Source organism: Microbacterium aurantiacum (genome assembly GCF_021654035.1).
GTDB lineage: Bacteria > Actinomycetota > Actinomycetes > Actinomycetales > Microbacteriaceae > Microbacterium > Microbacterium aurantiacum.
This window is the reverse complement of sequence record NZ_JAJPDW010000006.1, coordinates 142,299-167,321: the sequence shown is the minus strand read 5'-3', so window position 1 is coordinate 167,321 and position 25,023 is coordinate 142,299. Positions and strand designations below refer to the sequence as shown.

Below are 25,023 nucleotides of genomic sequence, written 5' to 3'. Positions count from 1 at the left end.
ATGTCCGAAGAGCCCGATAACGCGCCGAACGGCTTCGCCCCCTGAACCCAAGGGCGATGCGTTCGCGCGGAATCAGGCGCGTCCGGTGGCGGCGCGGGTGCGCCGGGAAATCGAATCGACGATGACGGCGAGGACGAGCACGGCGCCGGTGATCATGAACTGAACGGATGAATCCAGGTTCAGCAGGGTCAGCCCGGACGCGATGGAGCCGATCACGAGGATGCCGAGGAGCGCGGAGAACGCGCTGCCGCGCCCGCCGAACAGGCTCGCACCGCCGATCACGGCGGCGGCGATGGCGGTCAGGTTCGTGTCTCCGGCGCCCGAACTCTGGTTCGCGGCCGCGAGGCGGGCGGCGGCGAGCAGTCCACCGATAGCGGCGAGGGTCGAGCACATCGCGAAGACGGACAGGTAGATCCGGTCGACCCGGATGCCGGCACGCCGCGCACCCTCTACCGACCCGCCGACCGCGTAGACCGCACGGCCCCACCGGGTGCGGGTGAGGGCGATGTGCATCCCCACGACGAGGACCAGGAAGAACACGAACATCACCCCGACGCCGCGCGACAGGTTGAGGTACCACGCCGAGACGGCCAGCACCGCCGCGAGCACCGCCGTGCGCACGGCGATCTCGACCGGCCTCTGGTGGACGAGATCGGCGGCCGCGCGTCGCCGCGCCCGCCGGGCGAGGCTGGCCGCATAGAGGCCGACGGCGACGGCGACGGCGACGTAGGAGGCCCACGCGGGAAGGAACATCTGCTGTGCGAACTGCACGATCCAGGAGTCGAACGGAAGGTTGATCGATCCCGACGGGCCGAGGACCCACAGCTGCACGCCGAGGAAGGCAAGGAGCCCCGCGAGGGTCACCACGAAGCTCGGGAGACCGAAGGTCGTGACGAGGAACCCGTAGAGCAGGCCGATGATCACCCCGACCCCCGCGGCAGCGAGGAGCGCCACGACCAGGGGCCACTGGAGCTGGACGAACCCGACCGCCAGCACCGCGGCGGCGAGCCCCGACACCGATCCCACGGACAGGTCGATCTCGCCGATCAGGAGCACCAGCACGATCCCGAGGGCGATCGTGCCGATCGCGGCGCTCTGCATCGTGAGGTTCACGAGGTTCGTGCTGGAGAGGAAGACCGGGTTCAGCGCCTGGAAGACGATCCAGATCACGATGAGGCCGGCGATGACGGGAGCCGCACCCAGGTCACCGCCGCGGATCCGCGCGACGAACAGGTCGAGACTCTGACGGATGCCGCCGCTCGGCGGGAGGGCGCCGAGCGCCCCGCGGTCGTCGGCGGCCGTCACTCGCCGCCTCCGTGCCCGGGGCGCGGGTGCGATCCGCGCGGGCGGAGAGGGATGACCGGAACGGGTGGTTCGGCCGGTTCGACCGGCTCGGGCGGCATCGGTCGGGCACGCGCACCGAAGTCGCCCGCTCCCGTGATCGCGGCGATCAGCGTCTCGCTCGTGACGTCGGCGACGTTGTACTCGCCGTTGTTGCGACCGAGGCGGAGGACGACCACGCGGTCGGCGACGGCGAGCACATCGGCCATGTTGTGGCTGATGAGGATCACCCCGTGACCGCGTTCGCGCAGCCGCTCGATGAGGTTGAGGACCTCGGCGGTCTGGGCCACCCCGAGGGCGGCCGTCGGCTCGTCGAGGATCACCACGCGAGGCTCTCCCACGAGGGAGCGGGCGATCGCGACGGTCTGCCGCTGACCACCCGAGAGCGAGGCCACGGGCACGCGGACCGAGGGGATCTTCGCCGACAGCTCGCGCAGGAGGCTCCACGTGCGCTGCTCCATGTCGACCTCGTCCAGCAGCACGCCGTCGCGGCGCTCGCGACCCAGCCACAGGTTCGCCACGACGTCGAGGTTGTCGCACAGCGCGAGGTCCTGGAAGACGGTGGCGATCCCGAGGTCCTGTGCGTCGGCGGGGCTGGCGATCTGCACGCTCCGGCCGTCGAACACGATCTCACCGGCATCCGGGGGGTGGACCCCCGCGAGAACCTTCACCAGCGTCGACTTGCCCGCGCCGTTGTCGCCGACGAGCGCGACGACCTCGCCCTCGTTGACCCAGAAATCCACGTCCGAGAGCGCCTTCACGGCGCCGAACCGCTTGCGGATGCCCGTCATCGTCAGGACCCGCTCCCGGGTGCGCCGAGGTCGGGGATGCGTCGTCGCCATGTCCGCTGCCACCTGGCTACCGTAGACCGGCGGCGGCGCACGCGGCCGCATAGGCCGGCGTGCAGATGTCCTCCACCCTCCAGAATCCGTCGGCGATCACCGTGTCGGCGATGGTGTCCACCGTCACCGCGACCGGCTCGAGGAGGGTCGTCGGGACGCCGTCGATCTCCGTGGGTGCGGTGACCTCATCCCCGCGGACGAGCGTCACGGCGACCTCCGCCGCCAGTCGCGCCTGCGGCTTGATCGCCTTGTAGACCGTCATGTACTGGTCCCCGGTGAGGATCCGCTGCAGCGCCGTGAGCTCGGCATCCTGCCCCGTCACCAGCGGATACGGCGCGACGTTCGCGGCCTTCAGGGCCGACACCGCTCCGGACGCGGTCCCGTCGTTCGCGGCGTACACCGCGGCGATGCGGTCGCCGAACTGCGAGATCTGGCCCGCGGTCCACTCCTGGGCCTTGTCGGGGCTCCAATCCGGTGTGCTGTACTCGGCCAGCACGGTCACCGCGGCGGCGTCCAGCACCTCCCGCGCCCCCGCCCGGAAGAGGGCCGCGTTGCTGTCGGTCGGGGAGCCGTTGATCATCAGGATGCCGGCATCCTCCCGCTCGGCGGCGTCGAGCCCCGCCACGAGGGTCTCGGCCTGCAGCTGTCCGACCTTCTCGTTGTCGAAGGACACGTGGTAGGCCAGCTCCCCGCCGGAGATCATCCGGTCGTAGGCGATCACGGGAACGCCCTGGGCGTTGGCGGCGGCGACGATCGAGACCGCCGCGTTGCCGTCGACCGGGTCGAGCACGAGGACGTCCGTCCCCGCCGCGAGGGCGGACTCCGCCTGCTGCTGCTGCTTGGCGGCATCCTGATCGGCGTTGGAGTACAGCACGCGGAAGTCGCCGAGCTCCGCGACCCGCTCTTCGAACACAGGGCGGTCGAACGTCTCGTACCGCGCGGTCTTGGCGTCGGGGAGGAGGAGGGCGATCGTTCCCTCGTCGTCGGCGGCCGGTGCGCACGCGGTGAGCAGGGCGGCCGTCAGCGCGGTCGCCGCGAGGACGGCCGCCGGATGCAGGCGGGAGGGGCGCACGGGTCAGGCCGTGATGGGCAGGGTCTGGGCGTCGACGGCGACCTGGTCGAGGGCCGTCGCGATCGCCCCGCGGGTCTCGGCCCATTCGCCGAACGAGGCCTCGACGATCTCGGGGAGACCGTCGGCGGAGGCGAGCGCCGTGCGCTCCAGCGAGTGGCGCATGGGAGCCATGAGGAGTTCGCCCGCGAGTCCCAGCTCGCCGCCGACGATGATGAGCTCGGGGTCGAAGAGGTTGCACAGGCTCGCCGCGGCGACGCCGATGTGGCGGCCTGCGTCGGCGATGACGCGTCGCGAGCTGCCGTCGCCGGATTCGGCGGCCTGCAGGAGATCGCCCAGGCGCTGCATCCCCTCGCCGGGCGGGAAGAGCGAGAGGAGGGCGGGGCCCGCCGCATAAGTCTCGAGGCATCCGCGGTTGCTGCACCGGCAGATGGGGCCGTTCTCGTCGAGCGTGACGTGCCCGATCTGCCCGGCCTTGCCGTTGACCCCGCGGAAGAGATCGCCGTCTACGATGATTCCGGCGCTGATGGTGTGGCCGATGCGGATGAACACCGACGAGCGCGATGCACGGCCGGCGCCCTCTCGGGCCTCGGCGAGACCGCCGAGGTTTGCTTCGCTGTCCACGTGCACGGGGCGGCCGATGCGGGAGGTGAGGCTCTCGGCGACGTCGACGCCCTCCCAGCCGCGGAGGAGCCCGGGGGTGGAGACCATCCCCGTGCGCGGATCGATCGGTGCGGGGAGGGCGAGACCCACCGCGAGGAGATCCGTGACCGATCCGCCGAGGGACTCCATCATGTCGCCGAGTAGGAGGCTCAGCCGGTCCAGCTCCGCGTCGTGTCGGTGGTCCAGGGGGAGCGGAAGCGTGGTCTGGGTGACGGTGGTGCGCGTGGCATCGGCGATGGCGATGCGCAGGTGTCGGGAGCTGAAGTGGACTCCGGCGACGAGCCCGACCTGACGCGCGAGTGAGACCAGTGTCGCGCGCCGACCGCTGCGGGACGTGAACGAGGTGTGCAGCAGCCCCGAGGCGGTGAGTTCCTTGACGATGTTCGACACCGTGGCCGGCGACAGACCCGTGCTTCCGGCCAATTCCACCTGCGTCAGACGCCCGTGGCGCTTCAGCGACTCGATCACGCGCGCACGGTTCGCCTCTCGCAGGGAGGTCTGCGAGCCCGGCGGAGGAGTACGGCGTGCCACGGGACACACTGTACCGCTCGCCGGTGCGGGCGTCAGCGGCGGTCGGCCGCGAGCCGCACCAGGACGATGTTCTCGGCCTCGTCGGTCTCGGCGACGGCGGGATGGGCCTTGAGGAACTCCGAGAAGCTCTTGTGACCGAGGGCCTTCTCGCTGAAGGACGGGTCGAGCCGCTTGATCAGGCTCTTCACCGCCGAGGCGTGCTGCCACTCCGCATCCTCTTTGTCGCTCTCCAGCCGCAGCGCGCGCTCCAGGAGATCGGCGGTGGGATCGGATGCCGCCTTCCGCCCGCGTCGGCGCGTGGGGGTGGACTCCTTCTCCGCGCTCGCGGGGACGGCGACGCCGGGGAGGGCGTCGTACGAGTCGAACTGGTCGCACGCGGCGGCGAGGGACTTCGCCGTGGAGCCGGCGACCCCGACCCCGACGACGAAGCGTCCGAGGCGCTTGCACCGCTGCGCGAGCGGGACGTAGTCCGAGTCTCCCGCGACGATGACGACGTGGGTGAGGTCGGGAAGGCGGAACATGTCCTCCACGGCATCCACCGCCAGACGGATGTCCGCGCCGTTCTTGGCATAGGCGGCGGCCGGGAAGAGCTGGACGAGGTCCACCGCTCGAGCGACGAGCTGGGAGCGGTACTCGGCGTTGACGGGAGCGGACCAGTCGGCGTAGGCGCGCGTGGTCACCAGCGTCCCGAAGGACGTGGCGTAGTCGATGATGGCGCCGACGTCGATGGTCGCCGCGGTCAACCGCTCGGCGATCTCGTGATCCGTGGCGTCGGCGGCGATCTTCTGCCGGTCGCGGGAGTAGGCGTTGCGTCCGTGTACCCGGTCGTACCAGGACATCACGATGTTGTCGAAGTCGAGATACACCGCCACGCGGGCGCCGGGAGCGGGAGCCATCAGTCCTCCTCCTCCGACGGGTAGCGCACGCCGATGAGGCCGCGGATCTCGTCGAGGGTCTCCATGATCGCCACCGTCTCGTCGATCGGGAGCAGAGCGCTGTCGAGGGTGCCGTCGGCGATGTACGCCTCCGCCGCGAGCGCCTGGAACTGCATCCCGCGCCCGGAGATCTCGGAGCGGTACTCCTCGATGACCGTGCCGTCGGGGCCGATCACGCGGAACGAGGTGGCGTTGTACCAGACGCGGTCGATGTCGATCCGCCCCTCGGTGCCGATGATGTGGGCGACGTTCGGTCCCGACGCCCGGGAGGCCGAGAGCGATGTGGACACGGCCCCGGAGGGGTGCACCATGATCGTGGCGACCTCGGTGTCGGCGCCGGTCTCGCCGAGGCGTCCGGAGGCGGCGATCGAGATCGGTTCACCCAGGATGTCCCACGCGAACGACACGGGGTACACCCCGAGGTCCAGCAGCGCGCCGCCCCCGAGCTCCAGGGCGTTCAGGCGGTGGGTGGGATCCGACGGCAGCAGCTGCGTGTGGTCGGCCATGACCGCGCGCACTTCGCCGAGGGTCCCGGCGGCGATGATCTCGCGGATGCGCGCCATGTGCGGGAGGTAGCGCGTCCACATCGCCTCCATCGCCAGCAGCCCCCGCTCGGCGGCGACGTCGCGCACCTCGGCGGCTTCGGCGGCCGTGAGGGTGAAGGGCTTCTCCACCAGGACGTGCTTGCCGGCGTTCAGGGCGAGGAGGGCCTGGGCGTGGTGGAACGGGTGCGGCGTGGCGATGTAGACGATGTCGACCTCGGGGTCGGCCACGAGGTCCTCGTAGCTGCCGTGCACGCGGGGGATCGCGTACTGCTCGGCGAAGGCCGCGGCCTTCTCACGATCGCGCGATCCGACGGCGACGACGTCGCGGCCGGCGAGACGGATGTCGCGGATGAAGGCGTGCGCGATGCCGCCGGGGCCGAGGATGCCCCAGCGAAGGCTCGGGGATGCGGATGCGGTCATCCTCCGAGGGTAGCGGGCGGGGCGTGGCGAATTAGGCTTCGCAGGGTGAGCACCCCGATCGAGCGCTTCCGAGAGATCCTGCGGATCCCCACCGTCTCGCATGTCGACGAGTCGCTCGTCGACACCGTCGCGTTCGATCTCCTGCACGACACGATCGCGCGGCTCTATCCGCGCGTGCATGACGAGCTCGAGCGCGAGGTCGTCGCCGGGCACGCACTCCTGTACCGCTGGCGCGGCACGACCCCCGAGCGTCCGCTGGTGCTCATGGCCCACCAGGACGTCGTCCCGGTCGATCCGACCGAGTGGCGGCATCCGCCGTTCGCGGCCGAGATCTCAGGCGAAGGGGCGGATGCCGAGATCCACGCCCGCGGCGCGATCGACGACAAGGGCGCCCTCGTGGCGATCCTCGAGGCGGTGGAGGTCGCGCTCGCGGACGGCGTCGTCCCCGCCCACGACGTCTATCTCGCGTTCGGACACAACGAGGAGACCGCCGGTGACGGCGCCCGGGCGATCGCGACGGTGCTCCAGGAGCGCGGCATCAGGCCCGCCCTGGTCCTCGATGAGGGCGGCGCGGTGGTCGAGGGGGTCCTCCCCGGTGTCGGGGTGCCCACGGCCATGGTCGGGGTGGCCGAGCGCGGTGTGATGACGCTGACCCTCACCGTCCACGAGGCCGGCGGCCACGCCTCGACGCCGCCGTCCTTTCCGGCTCCCGCGCGGCTCGCCCGCGCGATCGGGCGACTGCACCGGCATCCGTTCCCCGTGCGCCTGGCCCCGCCGGTGCGGGCGATGCTGGCGACGCTGGCCCCGCACGCGCGCGGGCCGCTGCGGCCCCTCCTCGCGAACCTCGCGGTCACCGCACCGCTGCTCGCCCGCGCCCTCCCGCTCGCGGGCCCCGAGACGAACGCGATCGTCCGCACCACCGCGGTCGTGACCGAGCTGGCCGGGGCGGTGGGGGAGAACGTCCTCGCCACGCGCGCGCGGGCGACCGTGAACGTGCGCCTGCTCACCGGCGACACGGTGGAGGCGGCGATCGCGCGCGTGCGCCGCGTGATCGGCGATCCGGCGGTGGAGGTCGAGCTGCGCCAGGGGGGCGACCCCTCCCCGGTCTCGCCGTGGCGTGGCGAGCCGTGGCGGCGGATCGCCACGGCGGTCGCCGACACCCTCGGGACGGATGTCGTCACCACGCCCTACCTGCAGCTCGGAGCCAGTGACAGCCGCTGGTTCACCGGGATCAGCGAGCACGTCTACCGCTTCACCCCGTTCCACCTCACCCGCGCCGAGCGCGACGCCCTGCACGCGCCGAACGAGCGCATCCGAGTCGGCGTGTGGCTGCGCGGCATCGCGTTCTACGGAGCGCTGATCCGCGCGTCCTGAGAGGGCTGCGCCCGCCGACACCCGCCGGCCGCCGAAGCCCGCGGGTGTCGGCATGTTACGGCGCGGTTTCGGCGCGCGAGACGGCGTGCCTAACCTGCCGGAGGCACCGCGATGAGGCGAGCGGGTGTGATCCACCCGCCACCGCGGTCGTCCGTCCGCGCGCGTGGTGCCCGACAACCACGAGGAGCACCATGTCCGTCATCAAGCCGCTGTCCGTCACCGCTTTCGCGCTCGCCGTCGTCCTGGGCGTCAGCGGATGCGCATCGACCGCCTCCGACTCCGCCGGCGAGGGCGGCGGCGACGGGCCGGTCCGCATCGGTGTGGTCGGCGCCGGAGACCCCTACTGGGCGACCTACGTGGAAGCCGCGGCCGCCGAGGGCATCGAGGTGGAGCTGGTGGACTTCACCGAGTACACGCAGCCGAACCCCGCACTGTCGGCCGATGAGCTGGACCTCAACCAGTTCCAGCACATCATCTACCTCGCCACCTACAACGTCAGCAGCGCCGACGACCTGCAGCCGATCGGCGCGACCGCGATCTATCCGCTCGGGCTGTACTCCAGCCAATACGACTCCGTCGAGGACATCCCCGAGGGGGCGACCGTCGCGGTTCCCAACGACGAGTCCAACCAGGCCCGCGGACTCCTCGTCCTGCAGTCCGCCGGACTCGTCGAGCTCGAGGACGGCGGGTCGATCTTCTCCACGGTCGCCGATGTCCTGCCGGAGTCGAAGGTGACGGTCGAGGCCCTCGACGCCGCCTTCACCGCGACCTCCCTCCCCGATGTCGCCGCGGCGATCATCAACAACGACTTCGTCACGGACGCCGGGCTCAGCTTCGACGACGCGATCGCCACCGACGACCCGTCCGACCCGAACGCCGTTCCCTACGTCAACATCTTCGCGGCCAAGGCGGAGGATGCCGACAACCCCACCTACCAGCGTCTGGTGGAGATCTTCCAGACCGACCAGGCGGTCCTCGACGGCCTGCAGGAAGCATCGGGAGGTACCGCGGTGTTCGTCACGACCCCCGCGTCGGACCTCGTCGCGTCGCTCACCGACGTCGAGGACGACATCCGCGCGAACCAGTGACCGCGTCCCTCATCCGCCTCGCGCGCGTCACCAAGTCCTACCCGCCGACGGCGAAGGGCGCACCGCGCACGCTCGCGGTCGACGACGTGTCGCTGACCATCGCCGCGGGCGAGGTGTGCGGGATCATCGGCTACTCGGGTGCGGGCAAGAGCACGGTGCTCCGCCTCGTCAACGCCCTCGAGAAGCCGACCTCCGGGACGATCGAGGTCGACGGGCGCGACATCACGGGCCTTCGCGAGAAGGACCTCCGCGCGCTCCGCGGCGACATCGGGATGATCTTCCAGCAGTTCAACCTGTTCGGCTCCCGCACGGTGGCCGGCAACGTCGCCTACCCGCTGGAGGTCGCCGGTCGTCCGCGTGCGGTCATCCGCGAGCGCGTGGCGGAGCTGTTGGACTTCGTCGGCCTGTCGGCGAAGTCCGGGGCGTATCCGGAGCAGCTCTCGGGCGGGCAGAAGCAGCGCGTCGGGATCGCCCGCGCGCTGGCGACCACGCCCCGCATCCTGCTGGCGGACGAAGCCACCAGCGCCCTGGACCCCGACACGACCCAGGAGGTGCTGGACCTCCTCCAGCGTGTCAACCGCGAGCTGGGCATCACGATCCTGGTGATCACGCACGAGATGGACGTCATCCGGCGACTCGCCGACCGCGTCGTCGTGATGGAGAACGGCCGGATCATCGAGAGCGGCGACGTCTTCGACATCCTCTCGGCCCCGCAGCACGCGGCCACGCGACGGTTCGTGGCGAGCATCATCGAGGACGTCCCCCGCGGTGAGCAGTGGGAGACGCTGCGGCGGCGGCATCCGGGGCGGATCGTGACCTTCACCGTCCGCGACGGCGACGTGACGCAGTCGGAGGTGTTCGCCGCGCTGAGCGCGGAGGGGGTGCGCTTCGAGCTCATCCACGGGGGGATCAACGACATCCGCGGCCGTGTCTTCGGACACCTCACCCTGGCCGTCGACGGCGAGGCGTCCTCCGTCGAGCGGGCGATCGAGCGCGCGTCGAGATTCGCGCCGCTGACCGAGGAGGTGAACCGTGGATAGGCTCCTCACCCTGCTGCCGGAGCTCTGGGCGGCGACCTTCGAGACGCTCTACGTCGTGTCGATCGCGCTCCTCTTCGGCGGTCTCGCCGGGCTCCTGCTCGGCCTCGCGCTGTACGCCACCCGCCCCGGCAGCCTCTTCCCGCAGCGCGCGGTCTTCGGCGTGCTGAACGTGGTGGTGAACTTCTTCCGGCCGATCCCGTTCGTCATCCTCCTCGCCGCCGTGCAGCCGCTGGCCCGCGGGATCGGCATCCCCGGAATCGGACCCGAGTTCGGCATCTTCGCGATCAGCCTCGCCTCGATGTTCGCCATCAGCCGGATCGTCGAGCAGAACCTGCTGACGGTCGATCGCGGCGTCATCGAAGCGGCGCGGGCCGCCGGGGCGAGCCGGTCGCGCATCCTCTTCCGGCTCGTACCCCGCGAGGCGCTCGGACCGCTCATCCTCGGGTACACCTTCATCCTCGTCGCCCTCGTGGACATGACCGCGATCGCGGGCGCCGTCGCCGCCGGAGGACTCGGGGAGTTCGCGATCGTCTACGGATTCCGTCAGTTCAATCTCGCGGTCACGTGGGCCGCGGTCCTCGTGATCATCGTGATCGTCCAGGCGGTGCAGTTCCTGGGGAACGCGCTCGCGCGGAAGGTGCTGCGCCGGTGATCGCCGTGGGGATGTCGAACTGTTGCGCGCGGTGCTGTGCTCGGGACCGGTCGAGGAGGACGATGACGCCATGGCCCTGCTGATCTCGCCCGCCGACCTGTCCGCGCTCCTCGACGAGGGTGCCCCCGTCCGTCTGCTGGACGTGCGGTGGCGCCTGGACCGGCCCGAGGGCCGGCCCGACTACGTCGCCGGTCATCTGCCCGGGGCGGTGTACGTCGACCTGGAGCGGGAGCTCTCCCGACGGGGCGAACCGGAGGAGGGTCGGCATCCGCTTCCCGAGACCGCCGACCTCCAGCGGGCCGCGCGGCGCTGGGGCATCTCGCGCGGCGATGTGGTCGTGGTCTACGACGACATCGATTCCGTGGCGGCGGCGCGTGCGTGGTGGCTGCTCACCCGGAGTGGCGTCGCCGACGTGCGCGTGCTCGACGGGGGCCTGCGCGCCTGGACGGACGCCGGACGCGCCCTCGAGACCGGCGACGTGCTTCCCGCGGCGGGGGACATCGCCCTCGACGCGATCGACGGCGGCACGATCGACATCGAGGAGGCGGCGCGGTGGTCGTCGCACGGCGTCCTCCTGGACGTCCGCGCCGCCGAGCGCTACCGCGGCGAGAGCGAGCCGATGGACCCCGTGGCCGGTCACATCCCGGGCGCGGTGAATCTTCCCACGACGGCCCTGATCGATCGGGGACGCTTCGCCGAGCCGGCGCGGCTGCGGGCGCTCTTCGCCGCGGCCGGCGCCGACGGCACGGTGCCGGTGGCCGCGTCCTGCGGATCGGGGATCGCCGCCAGCCACGCCGTCCTCGCGGGTGAACTCGCCGGAATCGAGGTCACCCTCTTCCCGGGGTCGTGGAGCGCCTGGTCGCGGACGCCGGGTCGGCTCGTGGCGACCGGGCCGACGCCGGAGGGCGTGGTGCGACCGGCGTGACGCGCGTCAGCGGGATCCCGCGTCCGGACGCAGCGCCTTCTGGATGCGCGGCAGCGACACCGGCTCGGCCGTCCCGAGGCCCTGGGCGAACAGACTCACCCGGTACTCCTCGAGCAGCCACCGCGCGCTCGTGAGCGCGGGAGGAGCGTTCTCGGGAAGGGGGAGCACGCCGCCGGCATCGGCGTAGAGGGCGGCCGCCCGCTCGAACTCGGTCTGCCGCTGACGGTCGCGGCCGGGGTTGTCGGCCATGCCGTCCAGACGCTCCCGCGCCGCGCGCAGGTAGCGCGGCAGATGAGCGAGCCGAGCCGTGCCGGTGCGGGCGACGAAGCCGGGGAACACCAGCCCCGCCAGCTGCGTCTTAACGTCGCCGAGGGCGGAGAGGAGCGTGAGGGAGTTCCGATCACGGATGCCGCGTTCGACGTCGCGCGCCGCGATGAGGATCTTCGCCACGAGCGAGACCACCCGGAACGTCTCGTCGACGACGACCGCCGACAGGGCGTCCCGCACCCGCTCGAACTCCGCCCGGGTGCGGAGCACGCCGTCCGGAGCGGCCTGGCGGAGCATCGCGTCGGCGACGGCGACACGGCCGTCCTCCACCAGCGCCTTCGCCGAGGGGTAGGGCGAGGCGGCGAGGGCGAGCTTCTCGGTCGAAGTGAGGTGGTCCAGCACATACGTCGCAGGGGAGGGCACCGCCAGCAGCAGCAGTCGACGGATGCCGCGGTGCGTGGCCTCCCGTGCGCGCTCGGGCGTGGACTCTACGCGCAGCGACACCGTCGATCCGTCGTCGACGATTGCCGGATACCCGCGGACGACACCGCCCGCGACGCGGGTGTCGACCACCTCGGGGAGGGTCTCGGACGGCCAGGAAGTGAGGCCGGACTGCTCCGTGAAGGCCGGCGCGTCGCCCGGCGCGGCATCCTTCCGCGCGCCGGCGCGGGGGGCGCCGCCCCGAGCGGACGGCGTGGCCGCGGCGGGCCGGGAGAGCGAGCGGGACACCTCCTCGCGGGCGCGGGCGGAGAGCGCGGACTGGAGGGCGGCGAGATCCGTGTCGCGTCCGAGCACGCGCCCGCGCCCGTCGACGACGCGGAAGGTGACCTGCAGGTGGGTGGGGACGCGATCGGACTCGAAGTCGTCGGCGGTCACGGGCTGGTGCGCCACGCGCTGGATCCGTCGCGCGAGGGCCGCGCGGAGGGACTCCGGCGGGAGCCCGTCGTGATCCTCCGGTCCCTGACCCCGCAGCTCCGCGGCGAAGGTGCCCGCCCAGTCCCCGGCGGGGACGACGTGTCGACGGATCGCCTTGGGGAGCACGCGCAGGAGCGCCGTGATCAGCTCGTCCCGCATGCCCGGGACCTGCCAGTCGAATCCGTCGGGGCGGAGGGTGGCGAGGAGGGCGATGGGCACCACGACGGTGACGCCGTCGTCCTCCGCGCCCGGCTCGAAGCGGTAGGCGAGGGTGAGCACCTGGTCGCCCTGGGTCCACCGCCCGGGGAAGTCGCGCTCGTCCCCGCGGGAGGCTTCGTCGACGAGATCGGCCTCGCTCATGTCGAGCAGCCGCGGAGCGCGGAGGGAGTGCTCCTTCCACCACGCCTCGAACGAGCGGACGTCGAACACGTCGCGCGGGACGCGGGCGTCGTAGAAGCGGAACACCGCCTCGTCGCCGACGAGGATGTCGCGCCGGCGCTGGCGCTCCTCGAGCCGTTCGAGACGGCGGCGCAGCTCGTGGTTGCGACGGTGGAACGCGCTCGCGCGCTTGTCGAGGCCGCTCGGGTCCCACTCGTCGTCGACGAGCGCGTGGCGGAGGAACATCTCGCGGGCCAGGGGACGGTCGAATCGGGCCAGCTGCACCCGCCGGCGCGCGATGATCTCGACGCCGAAGAGGGTGACCTTCTCGTAGACCGACGCCGCTCCCGCGGTCTGCGACCAGTGCGGCTCGCTGAGCTGGCGGCGGACGAGATCCCCCGCGAGGGCTTCGGCCCACGCCGGGTCGATCTCGGCGACCGTCCGGGCGAACAGCCGCGAGGTCTCGACGAGCTCGGCGGCCATGAGCGCGGCGGGGCGCTTCTTCTTCAGCCCCGACCCGGGGAAGATGGCGAACCGCGCGCCGCGCGCGCCGAGGTACTCCGCGCCCGGCGGCTTGCCGCGACCGGTGCCGCGCGCGGGGACGCCCTTCGCGGAGGAGCGCTCGTCGAGGATGCCGATGTGGGAGAGGAGGCCGGACAGGATCGCCCGGTGGACGGCATCCGGATCCGCCGGTGCATCGCGGGGGTCGCGACGCTCGTCCCCGGTGGGGCGCAGGAGCTGGGTGAGCTGTCGATGGACGTCGGACCACTCGCGCACCCGGACGTAGTTGAGGTGCTCGGCGCGGCAGAGCCTGCGGAAGGCACTCGACCCCAGCTCGTCCTGCTTCTCGCGCAGGTGATTCCACAGGTTCAGGAGGGAGAGGAAGTCGCTCGTCGGATCGGTGAAGCGCGCGTGGAGGCGATCCGCCTCCTCCCGTCGCTCTTCGGGGCGCTCGCGCACGTCCTGGATCGACATGCCCGACACGATCGCCAGCACCGCGGGGAGGACTCCGTCCTTCCGGGCCTGGAGCAGCATGCGGGCGAACCGCGGATCGATGGGGAGCCGGGCGATCTCGCGACCGATGTCGGTGAGCCGGTTCTCCCCGCGTGTGCCGGAGGACACCGCGCCGAGTTCGCGGAGGAGGTCGAACGCGGCCTTGACCCCGCGGGAATCCGGGGGCGTGAGGAAGGGGAAGCGCTCGATGTCGCCGAACCCGAGCGCGAGCATCTGCAGGATGACGGCCGCCAGGGAGGTCCGGAGGATCTCGGGGTCGGTGAACTCGTCGCGGGTGAGGAAGTCGTCCTCGCCGTACAGGCGGATCGCCACACCCGGACTCGTGCGGCCCGCGCGACCGGAGCGCTGCTGCGCGGAGGCCTGAGAGATCGGTTCGATCGGGAGCCGCTGGATCTTGCTGCGTGCCGAGTAGCGCGAGATGCGCGCGGTCCCGGTGTCGACGACGTAGCGGATGCCGGGCACCGTCAGGCTCGTCTCGGCGACGTTGGTGGCCAGGATCACCCGGCGCCGGACGCCGGCGACGCTCGAGCGCTCGAACACCCGATGCTGGTCGGCGGCGCTGAGACGCCCGTAGAGGGGCAGCACCTCGGTCGGGGCGGCATCCTTGGCGTACATGCCGCGTACGGCATCCACCGCGTCGCGGATCTCCGCCTCGCCCGGAAGGAAGACCAGGACATCCCCGGCGGGTTCGCGATCGAGCTCGCGGAGAGCCCGCAGGATGCCGTCCACATCATCGCCGGAGTCGCCTTCGCCGTCGGCCTCGGCTGGAGCCTCGCGGGGCCGGTAGCGGACCTCGACCGGGTGCGTGCGCCCGGACACCTCGATGATCGGGGCGGGCGTACCGTCGGCGGCGGCGAAGTGCGCGGCGAAGCTCTCCGGGTCGATCGTCGCGCTGGTGATGATGACCTTGAGGTCGGGGCGTCGGGGGAGCAGGCGGCGCAGGTACCCGAGGAGGAAGTCGACGTTGAGCGAACGCTCGTGGGCCTCGTCGACGATGATCGTGTCGTATCGCGAGAGAAGCCGGTCGCGGTGGATCTCGTTGAGGAGGATGCCGTCCGTCATCAGCGCGATCGAGGTGTCGGCGGAGACGTTGTCGGTGAAGCGCACCTTGTAGCCGACGGTCGTCCCGAGCGGGACGGCGAGCTCTTCGGCGATGCGCTCGGCGATCGTTCGGGCCGCGATCCGGCGGGGCTGCGTGTGTGCGATCTTCTGCCGGCCGAGGTCGAGGCAGATCTTCGGCAGCTGGGTGGTCTTCCCCGAGCCGGTCGCGCCCGCGACGATCACGACCTGATGGTGCGCGACGGCGTCGGCGATCTCGTCCCGCGCGGCGCTGACGGGGAGCTCCGGCGGATAGGAGATCACGGGCGCGGGCGAAGACATAGCCTTCGATCGTATCGTGCGGAGGGGGCGATGTCTCCGCCCCGCGAGCTTGCGGACCCCGTCCTAGGGTGTCGGCATGACCGATTCGATTCCCACGGTGACCCTGAACGACGGTCACCGCATCCCCCAGCTCGGCTACGGCGTGTTCAAGGTTCCGGCCGACGACGCGGAGCGCGCCGTCACCGAGGCCCTCGAGCTCGGCTACCGCCACATCGACACCGCCGCCATCTACGGCAACGAGGAGGGCGTCGGCGCGGCGATCGCGAAGAGCGGCATCCCGCGCGTCGAGCTCTACGTCACCACGAAGCTCTGGAACGACCGCCATCACGACGACGAACCGCGTCGGGCCATCGACGAGAGCCTCGGCCGTCTCGGCCTCGAGCAGGTCGATCTGTACCTCGTGCACTGGCCGACGCCCGCCAAGGACGACTACGTCCACGCGTGGGAGCAGATGGTGACCCTCCGCGACGCGGGACTCACGCGCAGCATCGGCGTCTCGAACCACCTCGTCCCGCACCTCGAGCGCATCGTCGAGGCGACCGGCGTCGTCCCCGCCGTCAACCAGATCGAGTTGCACCCGGCCTACCAGCAGCGCGAGATCACCGACTGGGCCGCCGACCACGGTGTCGCCATCGAGTCGTGGGGTCCGCTCGGCCAGGGCAAGTACGACCTGTTCGGCGCCGCGCCCGTGGCCGCCGCCGCCGCCGCCCACGGCAAGACCCCCGCTCAGGCGGTGCTGCGCTGGCACCTGCAGAAGGGCTTCATCGTCTTCCCGAAGTCGGTGCGCCGCGAGCGCCTCGCCGAGAACCTCGACGTGCTCGACTTCACCCTCAGCGCCGACGAGATCGCCGCGATCGACGCGATGGATCCGGGCGACGGCTCGGGCCGGGTCAGCGCCCATCCGGACGAGGTCAACTGACTCCGCTCCCGGCAGCGGTTCCGACTCCTGGTCGGTCGGCGCGTCAGATCGCGCCGACCGACCAGTAGTGGATCCGCCAGAAGTCGTAGGGAACCGTGACGGCGGTGAGAATCGGGTACCAGAACGCCGACATCGCGATCGCCGCAATGAGGAAGACCGCGACCAGGCCGAATCCCGTCGTGCGCCGATGGGCACCGGCATCCGGGGGGCCGAGGACGTCGCGGAGGGCGTAGGTCAGCGCGAGGATCATGAACGGCAGCATCGCCACGGCGTAGAACTGGAAGGTGGTCCGCTCCGGGTACAGCAGCCACGGCACGAATGTCGCCGCGACGCCGAGGAGGGCGAGGGCCGGCCCCGCGGCCGGCCGGCGCACCAGGCGTACGAGCAGGTAGCCCACGGCGATGACGCCGGCGAACCAGATCACCGGGTTCGGCATGCTCGAGATCGTGGCGATGCAGTCGCCCGGGCCGGGGCATCCGGCGTCGCCCGCTGCGGAGCTGGAGGTGTACATCGCCGTCGGACGGAGGAGGAACAGCCACGCCCACGCGGGACTCTGATAGCTGTGCGGCGTGGACAGATCCACGTGGAAGCCGTAGATCCCCTGGTGGTACGTCCAGAGGTTCGCGAGGGCCCCGACAAGATCCCCCGGCGGTGCCGGGACCGTGCCCGTCGTGCGGCCGTATCCCCCGGACGTGAGGAGCCAGCCGCTCCACGACATCACGTAGACCAGGCCCGCGATCGGAACGAGCAGGAGGAAGGTCACCGGTCCCTGCCGGAAGACCGCGTCGCTCGGCCAGAACGTCACGCCCGCGCGCCGGCGCGCGAGGGCGTCCACCACGACGAGATACAGCCCGACCGCCGCGAGCACGTACAGACCCGACCACTTCACCGCGCTCGCGGCGCCCAGCGCCGCGCCCGCCGCGAGCACCCAGGGGCGGTCGACGCTGAGTCGCCCCCACGCCGGGGGGTCGGCGTCCTCGTCGAGGAGGCGCCGGGCCGCGGCCCGACGATCCTGTTGCGCGCGGTCGAGGGCGACGAACCAGAAGGCCAGGACGAGGAAGAAGGTCAGGAGTCCGTCGAGGAGCGCCACGCGACTCATCACGATGGCCATGCCGTCGATCGCCATGAGGAGGCCGGCGACGGACGCGAAGACGACGGACCCGGTGAGCGTGCGGGCGAGCAGGTAGACGGCGAGGACGGTGAGGGTCCCCACGACCGCCACGCCGATCCGCCAGCCCGCCGTGGAATCCGCGCCGAACAGCGCCATCCCGGCGCCGATGATCCACTTGCCGAGCGGAGGGTGGACCACGAAGCTGCCGTCCGAGCCGAACAGTCCCGTCTCGCCGGCGGCGAAGCGGTCGTCGACGTCGTCGGGCCAGGTCGCCGAGTAGCCGAGGTTCCACTGGCTCCAGGAGTCCTTGACGTAGTACGTCTCGTCGAACACCAGGGCGTGCGGATGGCCGAGATTCCACATCCGGAGGATGCCGGCCAGGACGGTGATCAGCAGCGGGGCGACCCACTCCGCGATGCGGAGGATCCGCGGCTCTCCGAGGCGGATCCGCCACCGGTCGTAGACGCTCGGTCGCGGCGCCCCCGCGTGCGTCTCGAGCCGGGCGTGCGTCACCCGCCAAGTCTAGGCTGGAGCGGTGATCATCCTCGCGGCGACCCCCATCGGCAATCTGGGGGACGCCTCGGCGCGGCTCGTGGAGGCCCTCGGCACCGTTCCGGTCGTCGCGGCCGAAGACACCCGCACCACGCAGCGCCTCCTGGCCGCCCTCGGCGTGACCCATCGCCCGCGCCTCGTGGCGCTCCACGACCACAACGAGAAGGAGCGGGCGAGCGAGATCATCGAGCTCGCGCGCGACGCGGACGTGCTGCTGCTGAGCGACGCCGGGATGCCGACCGTGAGCGACCCCGGGTACGGCGTGGTCGCCGCCGCGATCGCGGCGGGCGTCGGCGTGACCGCCCTGCCGGGGCCGAGCGCCGTCCTCACCGCCCTCGCGCTGTCGGGGCTCCCCACCGACCGGTTCGCGTTCGAAGGATTCCTGCCAAGGAAGTCCGGGGAGCGTCGCACCGTGCTCCGCCAGCTGGCCGCCGAGGCGCGGACGATGGTCTTCTTCGACTCGCCGTCGCGCGTCGCGGCGTCGCTGACCGACATCGCCGAGGTGTTCGGTCCCGACCGCCGGGTGGCGCTCGCTCGGGAACTCACGAAGATGTACGAGGAGGTCCTGCGCGGGACCGCGGCCGAGGTCGCCGAGCAGGCGCGGGACGGGATCCGCGGGGAGGTCGTCCTCGTGGTCGAGGGGGCGCCCGCCCGCGAGATCTCCTTCGCCGACGCGGTCGCGCAGGTGCGCGCGCAGGTCGCCTCCGGCATCCGTCTGAAGGAGGCGGCGGTGGACGTGGCCGCGCATACCGGCCACACGCGCCGCGATCTGTATCAGGCGGCGCTGGCGTCGCCGGATCGTCACGGCGACGGGGCGTCCGCGGGACCGAACTAGAATTCCCTGGTGAGCACCGGCCGATCCTTCTACATCACGACGCCGATCTACTACCCGAGCGATGTCCCGCACATCGGGCACGGGTACACCACGGTCGCCGTCGACACCCTGGCGCGCTGGCACCGTCAGGCCGGTGACGACACGTGGATGCTCACCGGCACCGACGAGCACGGGCAGAAGATGATGCGCGCCGCGGCGGCCAACGGCGTCCAGCCCCAGGAGTGGGTCGACAAGCTCGTCTCCGAGTCCTGGTTCCCCCTGCTGGAGACCCTCGACGTCGCCAACGACGACTTCATCCGCACGACGCAGGAGCGTCACGAGGAGCGCGTGAAGAAGTTCGTCCAGGCGATCCACGACCGTGGCTACATCTACGCGGGCGAGTTCGAGGCGCTCTACTGCGTGGGCTGCGAGGAGTTCAAGACCGAGTCCGAGATCATCGACGGCACCGGGCCCTTCGAGGGGCTCAAGGTCTGCGCGATCCACTCCAAGCCGCTCGAGCTCCTCCAGGAGAAGAACTACTTCTTCAAGCTCAGCGAGTTCGGCGACCGGCTGCTGGAGCTCTACGCCACCCAGCCGGACTTCATCCGGCCCGAGTCCGCCCGCAACGAGGTCGTCTCCTTCGTCAAGAACGGTCTGAAGGACCTGTCGATCTCGCGGTCCACGTTCGACTGGGGCATCACCGTCCCGTGGGACCAGTCGCATGTCATCTACGTGTGGGTCGACGCGCTGCTGAACTACGCAACCGCCGTCGGATACGGCGCCGAACAGGACGAGTTCGACCGCCGCTGGCCGGCGTACCACGTGGTGGGCAAGGACATCCTGCGCTTCCACGCCGTCATCTGGCCGGCGATGCTGATGGCCGCCGGCGTCGAGGTGCCCCGGGGGGTCTTCGCCCACGGCTGGCTGCTGGTGGGCGGCGAGAAGATGTCCAAGTCGAAGCTGACCGGCATCGCGCCGACGGAGATCACCGACGTCTTCGGCTCCGACGCGTACCGCTTCTACTTCCTCTCGGCGATCGCGTTCGGACAGGACGGATCGTTCTCGTGGGAGGACCTGTCGGCCCGGTACCAGGCGGAGCTCGCCAACGGGTTCGGCAACCTCGCCTCGCGCACCACGGCGATGATCGAGCGCTACTTCGAGGGCGTGATCCCGCCGGCGGCCTCCTACGAGGAGGGCGATCTGCGCATCCAGCGCGTCGTGGCCGAGGCTGCGGCGGCCGCGGATGCCGCGATCGAGCGATTCCGGGTCGACGAGGCGATCGCGGCGATCTGGACGATCGTGGACGCGCTGAACCTCTACATCACAGAGAACGAGCCGTGGGCGCTCGCCAAGGATCCCGAGCGTCGGCCGCGCCTGGAGACGGTGCTCTACACGGCCGCCGAGGGTCTGCGCGCGCTGGCGGTGCTGCTGTCGCCGGTGATGCCGGAGTCCACCGAGAAGCTCTGGATCGCGCTCGGTGCCGCCGAGACGATCGGGCGTCTGCAGGATCAGCCGATCCGCGAGGCGGGCGCCTGGGGGGTCCTCCGCCCCGGGACGAGCGTCAACGGTCTCGCGCCGCTGTTCCCCCGGGTGGAGCAGTCCGCCTGACGATGAGCGATCCGAGCGGCTACGTGCGCGAACGCACGCAGGAGGGGCGTCGCGACGTCCGATGGCCCGCGGCTCCCGAGCCGCTCCCGGTGCCGGTGTACGACAACCACGCGCACCTCGAGATCGTCGACGGGGACGAGCCGCTCGACCTGTCCGCGCAGCTCGCCCGCGCCGAGGAGGTCGGGGTCATCGGCGTCGTGCAAGCCGGGGGCGACATCGACTCCAGCCGGTGGTCGGCGTGGGCGGCGGCATCCCATCCGCGGGTTCTGGCGGCGGTGGCGATCCACCCCAACGAGGCGCCGGCGTACCACGCCGCGGGACGCCTCGACGAGGCGATCGCGGTGATCGACGAGCTCGCCGCGCAGCCCCGCGTGCGCGCCATCGGCGAGACGGGGCTGGACTTCTTCCGCACCGAGGCGGAGGGCCTTCCCGCCCAGTACGAGAGCTTCGAGGCGCACATCGCCCTCGCCAAGACGCACGACATCGCGATGCAGATCCACGACCGCGACGCCCACGACGAGGTGCTGGCCACCCTCGAGCGCGTCGGCGCACCCGACCGCACGGTGTTCCACTGCTTCTCCGGCGACGCCGCCATGGCGCGCATCGCCGCGGACCGCGGCTACTACCTGTCCTTCGCCGGGAACGTCACGTTCAAGAACGCGCAGAACCTCCGTGACGCCCTCGCCGTCACCCCTCTCGAGCGGATCCTCGTCGAGACGGACGCGCCTTTCCTGACCCCGACGCCGCACCGGGGACGCCCCAACGCCCCCTACCTGATCCCGCTGACCGTGCGCTTCCTCGCCGCCGAGCTCGGCGTCGAGCTGGACGAGCTGTGCGCGCAGATCGCCGCGAACACCCTCGCGGTCTACGGCGCCTTCGGCTGACGGACGAACAGCGTCTCGGTCTGCTCGAGCTCCATCCCCTTGGTCTCGGGGATGCGCAGGAGCACGTAGAAGAAGGACAGCGCCGCGAACGCCGCGTACATCCCGTACGTGACCGGAAGCGACCACGACGACATCGCGGGGAAGCTCACGGTGATGAGGAAGTTGGCGATCCACTGCGCGCCGGCGGCGACGCCGAGCGCCTTGCCGCGGATCCGGCTCGGGAAGATCTCGCCGAGGAGGACCCACACCAGCGGTCCCCACGACGCGCCGAACCCGATGACGAAGAGGTTCGCGGCGACGAGCGCGATCGGCCCCCAGGGCGCCGGGAGCGACACCGCGCCCTCGGCATCCGTGGTGGAGAAGGCGAAGCACAGCGCCATCGTGCCGAGGGAGACCGCCATGAGGAGGGACCCGCTGAGGAGTATGGGCTTGCGGCCCACGCGGTCGACGAGGAAGATCGCCACGAGCGTGACCAGGACGTTGATCACCGAGGTGAACACGCTGATCCCGAAGGACGACGACTCGTCGAACCCGACCGACTGCCACAGCGTCGTGGAGTAGTAGAAGATCACGTTGATGCCGACGAACTGCTGGAACACCGACAGGATGATGCCGACCCACACGATCGGCTGGAGTCCGAACCGCGGGCCGCGCAGCGACACCCCGGCGTTCCTCTGGTCGGTGACGATCCGCTGCTGCAGCTCCCGCATCGTCTGATCGAGGTCGACCTCGGGGACGAGTTTGGCGAAGATCGCGCGGGCCTCGTCGGGCTTGCCCTTGGCGATGAGGAATCGCGGCGACTCGGGCATCTTCAGCGCGAGGAGACCGTACACGAGCGCGGGGACCGCTTCGACCAGCAGCATCCACCGCCAGGCCTCGAGCCCCAGCCACAGCGTGTCCGATGCACCGCCGGCGACACCGGCGAGGACGGCGTTGGACAGGAGCGCGGCGAAGATGCCGAGGGTGATCGCGAGCTGCTGGAGCGAGCCGAGCGTCCCGCGGATCTGACGCGGCGCGACCTCGGCGATGTACGCGGGGGCGACCACCGAGGCGATGCCGATGCCGATGCCGCCGACGAGCCGCCAGAAGGTCAAATCGATCGCGGTGAAGGCGAGACCCGAGCCGAGGGCGCTGACGAAGAACATCACCGCACCGATGAGCATCACCCGCAGGCGCCCCCACCGGTCGCTCAGGATGCCGGCGAGGACCGCGCCGAAGGCGCAGCCGAGGAGGGCCACGGCCACCACGAATCCGGTGGTGATCGAGGTCAGACCGAACTGGGTCTCGATCGAGTTCACCGCGCCGTTGATGACGGAGGAGTCGAAGCCGAACAGGAACCCGCCCACCGCGGCGGCGATGGACAGGGCCACCGCACGACGACCGAAGGGACTCTTCATCGAGAACGCGGACGTGGGCAGGGGAGATGTCATATCCGGAACCGTAGTCCGTCCCATCGCGAGGGGGGAGCTTCGGCGCGCAACTAGGGTGGAGGGCATGCCCGTCCAGCTTCTCGGCGCCGGTGAGATCCGCGCGCTCGCGGCCGAACTCGAGGTCACCCCCACCAAGAAGCTGGGGCAGAACTTCGTCGTCGACGCCAACACCGTCCGCAAGATCGTCCAGGTCGCCGGTGTGCGCGCGGGCGAGCGGGTGGTCGAGGTCGGGCCGGGGCTCGGGTCGCTCACCCTGGCCATCCTGGAGACCGGTGCGTCGGTGACCGCTGTCGAGATCGACCACCGCCTGGCCGCGCGGCTCCCGCAGACAGCCGTCGCCCACGGCGTCGCACCAGACGCGCTCACGGTCGTGGACGCCGACGCCCTCCGCGTCCGCGAGCTCCCGGGCGAACCCACGGTGCTCGTGGCGAACCTTCCGTACAACGTCTCTGTCCCGGTGCTCCTGCATTTCCTGGAGTCGTTCCCATACCTCGAGCGCGGGGTGGTCATGGTGCAGGCGGAGGTCGGGGAGCGTCTGGCGGCGCCCCCGGGGTCGAAGATCTACGGCGCCCCGAGCGTCAAGGCCGCCTGGTACGGAGCATGGCGTCTGGCCGGCACGGTCTCGCGACAGGTCTTCTGGCCCGTCCCGAACGTCGACAGCGTTCTCGTGGCGTTCCGGCGCGACGCGACACCGCGCGGATCCGAGCAGCTGCGGCGACGGACGTTCGCGCTGGTGGACGCCGCCTTCCAACAGCGTCGGAAGATGCTCCGGCAGGCGCTGTCCGGTGTGCTCGGCGGATCCGCGGCTGCGGCATCCGCTCAGCTCGAAGCCGCGGGGGTGGCCGCGACCGCGCGCGGCGAGGAGCTCTCGGTGGAGGACTTCGTCCGCATCGCCGAGATCGTCGGGCCCGCCTGAGCGACGCCCCTGAAGGCCACCGCACGTGCCCGTCGGGATCGGGCGCAGGGACCGGTGCAACCTAGGTTGACAGCACCTTCGTAGCAACATAGGTTGACGGCATGCAGTCTTCCCAGATCGCGGCAGTGGCATCCGACACCAGCGACCCGAAAGCAGGGTTGCGGGCAGTGGCGGCGTTGCGCGTCCTCGCGGACACCTTGGAGCTCAGGCAAGTCGAGGCCGCGCTCCGGGCGGGGATGAAATGGCAGGACATCGCGGACGCACTGGGAGTGACCCGGCAAGCCGTGCACAAGAAGCACTCCAAACGCGTCGACCCCACGATCCCGATCCTCAGGAGGAACGCATGAGCAGGTTCGTTCGCGCCGCTCAGACCACTCAATCTCTCTCCCTCGCCGCGATGGAGGAGGCATCGCGAGCAGGCCTTCGCGTCGCGGACCTCGAGCACCTGTTTCTCGCCCTCGTCATCAGCGATCAACCCGCGGGAGGTGCGCTGCGCAGCATGGGCATCGACCTCGACGGCGCCCGCCGCGCTGTCGAGGAAGAACGGGCGGCCCAGCTGGCATCGCTCGGCATCGAGGCGTCATTCCCTGAGGCCGGACGAATCGTCTTCCACGAGACGGACGGATACGAATGGAGCAAGCGCGCTTCCGACCTGATCGCGCGCTCCATCTCCAGAGACGACAAGGGCGACGCTGCGGCGGTGCTCCGAGAACTCGTCACCGAACCCAGTGGCCTGATCGCCAGCATCCTCGACCGCCTCGGCGCGACGCCCCGGGCCGTGCTCGACCGCCTCGCCCCGTTCGACGTCCCCGTCGAAGGAACGGCGACGACGTCGGGAGAGACGGAGGGTCGTGTGACGGGGTCGATCGAAACATTCGTTGCGGCGCCGATCGAGGAGGTGTGGCGGTTTCTCGTGGACCCGAGGGCCATCCCCGATTGGGAGATGAGTATCGGCACCATCGACCACGGAGACCAGGACCCCATACCCGGCATGGTCTGGCGAGGCCTCGCGCCGGTCCGTCGTCCGGATGGGAAGCCGCTGACGGTGAAGCCCCGGTTCCGCCGCCGCAGCATCGAACTCGTCGCAGCCCATCGACCGGAGCGGATCGCGTGGAGTTTCGCCTACCCCGACGCTCCACAGGGCAGTCCGATTCTGACGGAGTTCACCCTGGCGGCCACGGTGGGCGGTACCCAGGTCCAGATCACGAGGTCGTGGTCTCGACGCCAGGGTTGGCGAATGCTCGTCGTGTACCCGCTCCGCTCCGTTCAGAAGTTCGTCGTGTGGATCACCCTGTTCCAGACCGGCAGTGCGGTCAGCCGAGCATTCCGCTGACTCCGGAGTCGAAAGCACGGTCATCGGACGGGAACGTTCGCCGAACGTTCACCCTTTCCGGCCTGTCCGTCGGCCGG

General features: G+C 71.0%; 21 protein-coding genes. 12 read left to right on the top strand and 9 right to left on the bottom strand.

The annotated features are described in order from the left end of the window. Positions 1–72 precede the first annotated feature (72 nt). From LTL01_RS12985 to LTL01_RS12960, 6 genes are read right to left on the bottom strand one after another with little or no spacing between them, the layout of a single operon-like run. Positions 73–1,251, bottom strand: a complete 1,179-nt coding sequence (locus LTL01_RS12985) for a sugar ABC transporter permease (protein WP_236968869.1) — start codon at positions 1,249–1,251, stop codon at positions 73–75. A gap of 50 nt (positions 1,252–1,301) precedes the next feature. After that, on the bottom strand, positions 1,302–2,183 hold the full coding sequence (locus tag LTL01_RS12980; RefSeq protein WP_236968868.1) for an ATP-binding cassette domain-containing protein: 882 nt from the start codon (positions 2,181–2,183) through the stop codon (positions 1,302–1,304). A gap of 16 nt (positions 2,184–2,199) precedes the next feature. Then, positions 2,200–3,255, bottom strand: a complete 1,056-nt coding sequence (locus LTL01_RS12975) for a sugar ABC transporter substrate-binding protein (protein WP_236968858.1) — start codon at positions 3,253–3,255, stop codon at positions 2,200–2,202. 3 nt (positions 3,256–3,258) lie between these two features. Beyond that, a complete protein-coding gene (locus tag LTL01_RS12970) occupies positions 3,259–4,446 on the bottom strand; it encodes an ROK family transcriptional regulator (RefSeq protein ID WP_082334778.1) in 1,188 nt (395 codons plus the stop codon). Between the two features lie 32 nt (positions 4,447–4,478). After that, positions 4,479–5,342, bottom strand: coding sequence for an NYN domain-containing protein (locus tag LTL01_RS12965; RefSeq protein ID WP_236968857.1), 864 nt, complete (start codon positions 5,340–5,342; stop codon positions 4,479–4,481). Further along, positions 5,342–6,346, bottom strand: coding sequence for a Gfo/Idh/MocA family protein (locus LTL01_RS12960; protein WP_236968856.1), 1,005 nt, complete (start codon positions 6,344–6,346; stop codon positions 5,342–5,344). Before LTL01_RS12960 ends, LTL01_RS12965 begins: the two co-directional genes overlap by 1 nt. Before the next feature lie 45 nt (positions 6,347–6,391). Between LTL01_RS12960 and LTL01_RS12955 the strand changes: the two genes are divergently transcribed. The 5 genes from LTL01_RS12955 (at position 6,392) to LTL01_RS12935 (ending at position 11,425) form a co-directional block, all read left to right on the top strand. Then, positions 6,392–7,720 carry a M20/M25/M40 family metallo-hydrolase gene (locus LTL01_RS12955; protein ID WP_236968855.1) on the top strand — a complete coding sequence of 443 codons (1,329 nt, stop codon included), beginning with the start codon at positions 6,392–6,394 and terminating at the stop codon, positions 7,718–7,720. A 191-nt stretch (positions 7,721–7,911) separates the two neighbouring features. Beyond that, positions 7,912–8,808: a MetQ/NlpA family ABC transporter substrate-binding protein gene (locus LTL01_RS12950; protein WP_053548757.1), complete on the top strand. Its 897-nt coding sequence runs from the start codon at positions 7,912–7,914 to the stop codon at positions 8,806–8,808. Continuing rightward, entirely contained in the window at positions 8,805–9,848 is a 1,044-nt protein-coding gene (locus tag LTL01_RS12945) for a methionine ABC transporter ATP-binding protein (RefSeq protein WP_236968854.1), read from the top strand. Before LTL01_RS12950 ends, LTL01_RS12945 begins: the two co-directional genes overlap by 4 nt. Beyond that, on the top strand, positions 9,841–10,500 hold the full coding sequence (locus LTL01_RS12940; RefSeq protein ID WP_236968853.1) for a methionine ABC transporter permease: 660 nt from the start codon (positions 9,841–9,843) through the stop codon (positions 10,498–10,500). The genes LTL01_RS12945 and LTL01_RS12940 overlap by 8 nt, the downstream gene beginning before the upstream one ends. Positions 10,501–10,570: 70 nt before the next feature. After that, positions 10,571–11,425, top strand: a complete 855-nt coding sequence (locus tag LTL01_RS12935) for a sulfurtransferase (protein ID WP_236968852.1) — start codon at positions 10,571–10,573, stop codon at positions 11,423–11,425. Between the two features lie 6 nt (positions 11,426–11,431). On the opposite strand, the gene hrpA is transcribed toward LTL01_RS12935, so the two are convergent. Continuing rightward, on the bottom strand, positions 11,432–15,379 hold the full coding sequence (gene hrpA / locus LTL01_RS12930) for an ATP-dependent RNA helicase HrpA (protein ID WP_236968851.1): 3,948 nt from the start codon (positions 15,377–15,379) through the stop codon (positions 11,432–11,434). A 76-nt stretch (positions 15,380–15,455) separates the two neighbouring features. Here hrpA and LTL01_RS12925 point away from each other — a divergent pair, with 76 nt between their 5' ends. Beyond that, positions 15,456–16,298 carry an aldo/keto reductase gene (locus LTL01_RS12925; protein ID WP_236968850.1) on the top strand — a complete coding sequence of 281 codons (843 nt, stop codon included), beginning with the start codon at positions 15,456–15,458 and terminating at the stop codon, positions 16,296–16,298. A gap of 43 nt (positions 16,299–16,341) precedes the next feature. Here the strand turns inward: LTL01_RS12925 and LTL01_RS12920 are convergent, their stop codons facing one another. Further along, positions 16,342–17,922, bottom strand: coding sequence for a dolichyl-phosphate-mannose--protein mannosyltransferase (locus tag LTL01_RS12920; RefSeq protein ID WP_236968849.1), 1,581 nt, complete (start codon positions 17,920–17,922; stop codon positions 16,342–16,344). Between the two features lie 22 nt (positions 17,923–17,944). Here LTL01_RS12920 and rsmI point away from each other — a divergent pair, with 22 nt between their 5' ends. The 3 genes from rsmI to LTL01_RS12905 are packed head-to-tail and all read left to right on the top strand — an operon-like array spanning position 17,945 to position 21,267. Further along, positions 17,945–18,796, top strand: coding sequence for a 16S rRNA (cytidine(1402)-2'-O)-methyltransferase (rsmI, locus tag LTL01_RS12915; protein ID WP_236968848.1), 852 nt, complete (start codon positions 17,945–17,947; stop codon positions 18,794–18,796). Between the two features lie 9 nt (positions 18,797–18,805). Next, positions 18,806–20,383, top strand: coding sequence for a methionine--tRNA ligase (metG, locus tag LTL01_RS12910; protein ID WP_236968847.1), 1,578 nt, complete (start codon positions 18,806–18,808; stop codon positions 20,381–20,383). 2 nt (positions 20,384–20,385) lie between these two features. Beyond that, positions 20,386–21,267 carry a TatD family hydrolase gene (locus LTL01_RS12905; RefSeq protein ID WP_236968846.1) on the top strand — a complete coding sequence of 294 codons (882 nt, stop codon included), beginning with the start codon at positions 20,386–20,388 and terminating at the stop codon, positions 21,265–21,267. On the opposite strand, the gene LTL01_RS12900 is transcribed toward LTL01_RS12905, so the two are convergent. Next, positions 21,249–22,697: a sugar porter family MFS transporter gene (locus tag LTL01_RS12900; protein ID WP_236968845.1), complete on the bottom strand. Its 1,449-nt coding sequence runs from the start codon at positions 22,695–22,697 to the stop codon at positions 21,249–21,251. The two genes, LTL01_RS12905 and LTL01_RS12900, sit on opposite strands and share 19 nt — an antisense overlap. A 64-nt stretch (positions 22,698–22,761) precedes the next feature. On the opposite strand from LTL01_RS12900, the gene rsmA reads away from it, so the two are divergent. The 3 genes from rsmA (at position 22,762) to LTL01_RS12885 (ending at position 24,946) form a co-directional block, all read left to right on the top strand. Then, entirely contained in the window at positions 22,762–23,613 is an 852-nt protein-coding gene (gene rsmA / locus LTL01_RS12895; RefSeq protein ID WP_236968844.1) for a 16S rRNA (adenine(1518)-N(6)/adenine(1519)-N(6))-dimethyltransferase RsmA, read from the top strand. 101 nt (positions 23,614–23,714) lie between these two features. Next, positions 23,715–23,960 (top strand): hypothetical protein, encoded by a 246-nt coding sequence (locus LTL01_RS12890; RefSeq protein WP_236968843.1) that lies wholly within the window; start codon positions 23,715–23,717, stop codon positions 23,958–23,960. Continuing rightward, positions 23,957–24,946 carry an SRPBCC family protein gene (locus tag LTL01_RS12885; protein WP_236968842.1) on the top strand — a complete coding sequence of 330 codons (990 nt, stop codon included), beginning with the start codon at positions 23,957–23,959 and terminating at the stop codon, positions 24,944–24,946. Before LTL01_RS12890 ends, LTL01_RS12885 begins: the two co-directional genes overlap by 4 nt. Positions 24,947–25,023: the final 77 nt, after the last annotated feature.

Bases quoted from the DNA above. Each gene is read 5' to 3' on its own strand.
- LTL01_RS12980 (WP_236968868.1), bottom strand. From the start codon at position 2,183: ATGGCGACGACGCATCCCCGACCTCGGCGCACCCGGGAGCGGGTCCTG.
- LTL01_RS12965 (WP_236968857.1), bottom strand. From the start codon at position 5,342: ATGGCTCCCGCTCCCGGCGCCCGCGTGGCGGTGTATCTCGACTTCGAC.
- LTL01_RS12960 (WP_236968856.1), bottom strand. From the start codon at position 6,346: ATGACCGCATCCGCATCCCCGAGCCTTCGCTGGGGCATCCTCGGCCCC.
- LTL01_RS12950 (WP_053548757.1), top strand. From the start codon at position 7,912: ATGTCCGTCATCAAGCCGCTGTCCGTCACCGCTTTCGCGCTCGCCGTC.
- LTL01_RS12935 (WP_236968852.1), top strand. From the start codon at position 10,571: ATGGCCCTGCTGATCTCGCCCGCCGACCTGTCCGCGCTCCTCGACGAG.
- hrpA (WP_236968851.1), bottom strand. From the start codon at position 15,379: ATGTCTTCGCCCGCGCCCGTGATCTCCTATCCGCCGGAGCTCCCCGTC.
- LTL01_RS12925 (WP_236968850.1), top strand. From the start codon at position 15,456: ATGACCGATTCGATTCCCACGGTGACCCTGAACGACGGTCACCGCATC.
- LTL01_RS12905 (WP_236968846.1), top strand. From the start codon at position 20,386: ATGAGCGATCCGAGCGGCTACGTGCGCGAACGCACGCAGGAGGGGCGT.
- LTL01_RS12900 (WP_236968845.1), bottom strand. From the start codon at position 22,697: ATGACATCTCCCCTGCCCACGTCCGCGTTCTCGATGAAGAGTCCCTTC.
- rsmA (WP_236968844.1), top strand. From the start codon at position 22,762: ATGCCCGTCCAGCTTCTCGGCGCCGGTGAGATCCGCGCGCTCGCGGCC.
- LTL01_RS12890 (WP_236968843.1), top strand. From the start codon at position 23,715: ATGCAGTCTTCCCAGATCGCGGCAGTGGCATCCGACACCAGCGACCCG.
- LTL01_RS12885 (WP_236968842.1), top strand. From the start codon at position 23,957: ATGAGCAGGTTCGTTCGCGCCGCTCAGACCACTCAATCTCTCTCCCTC.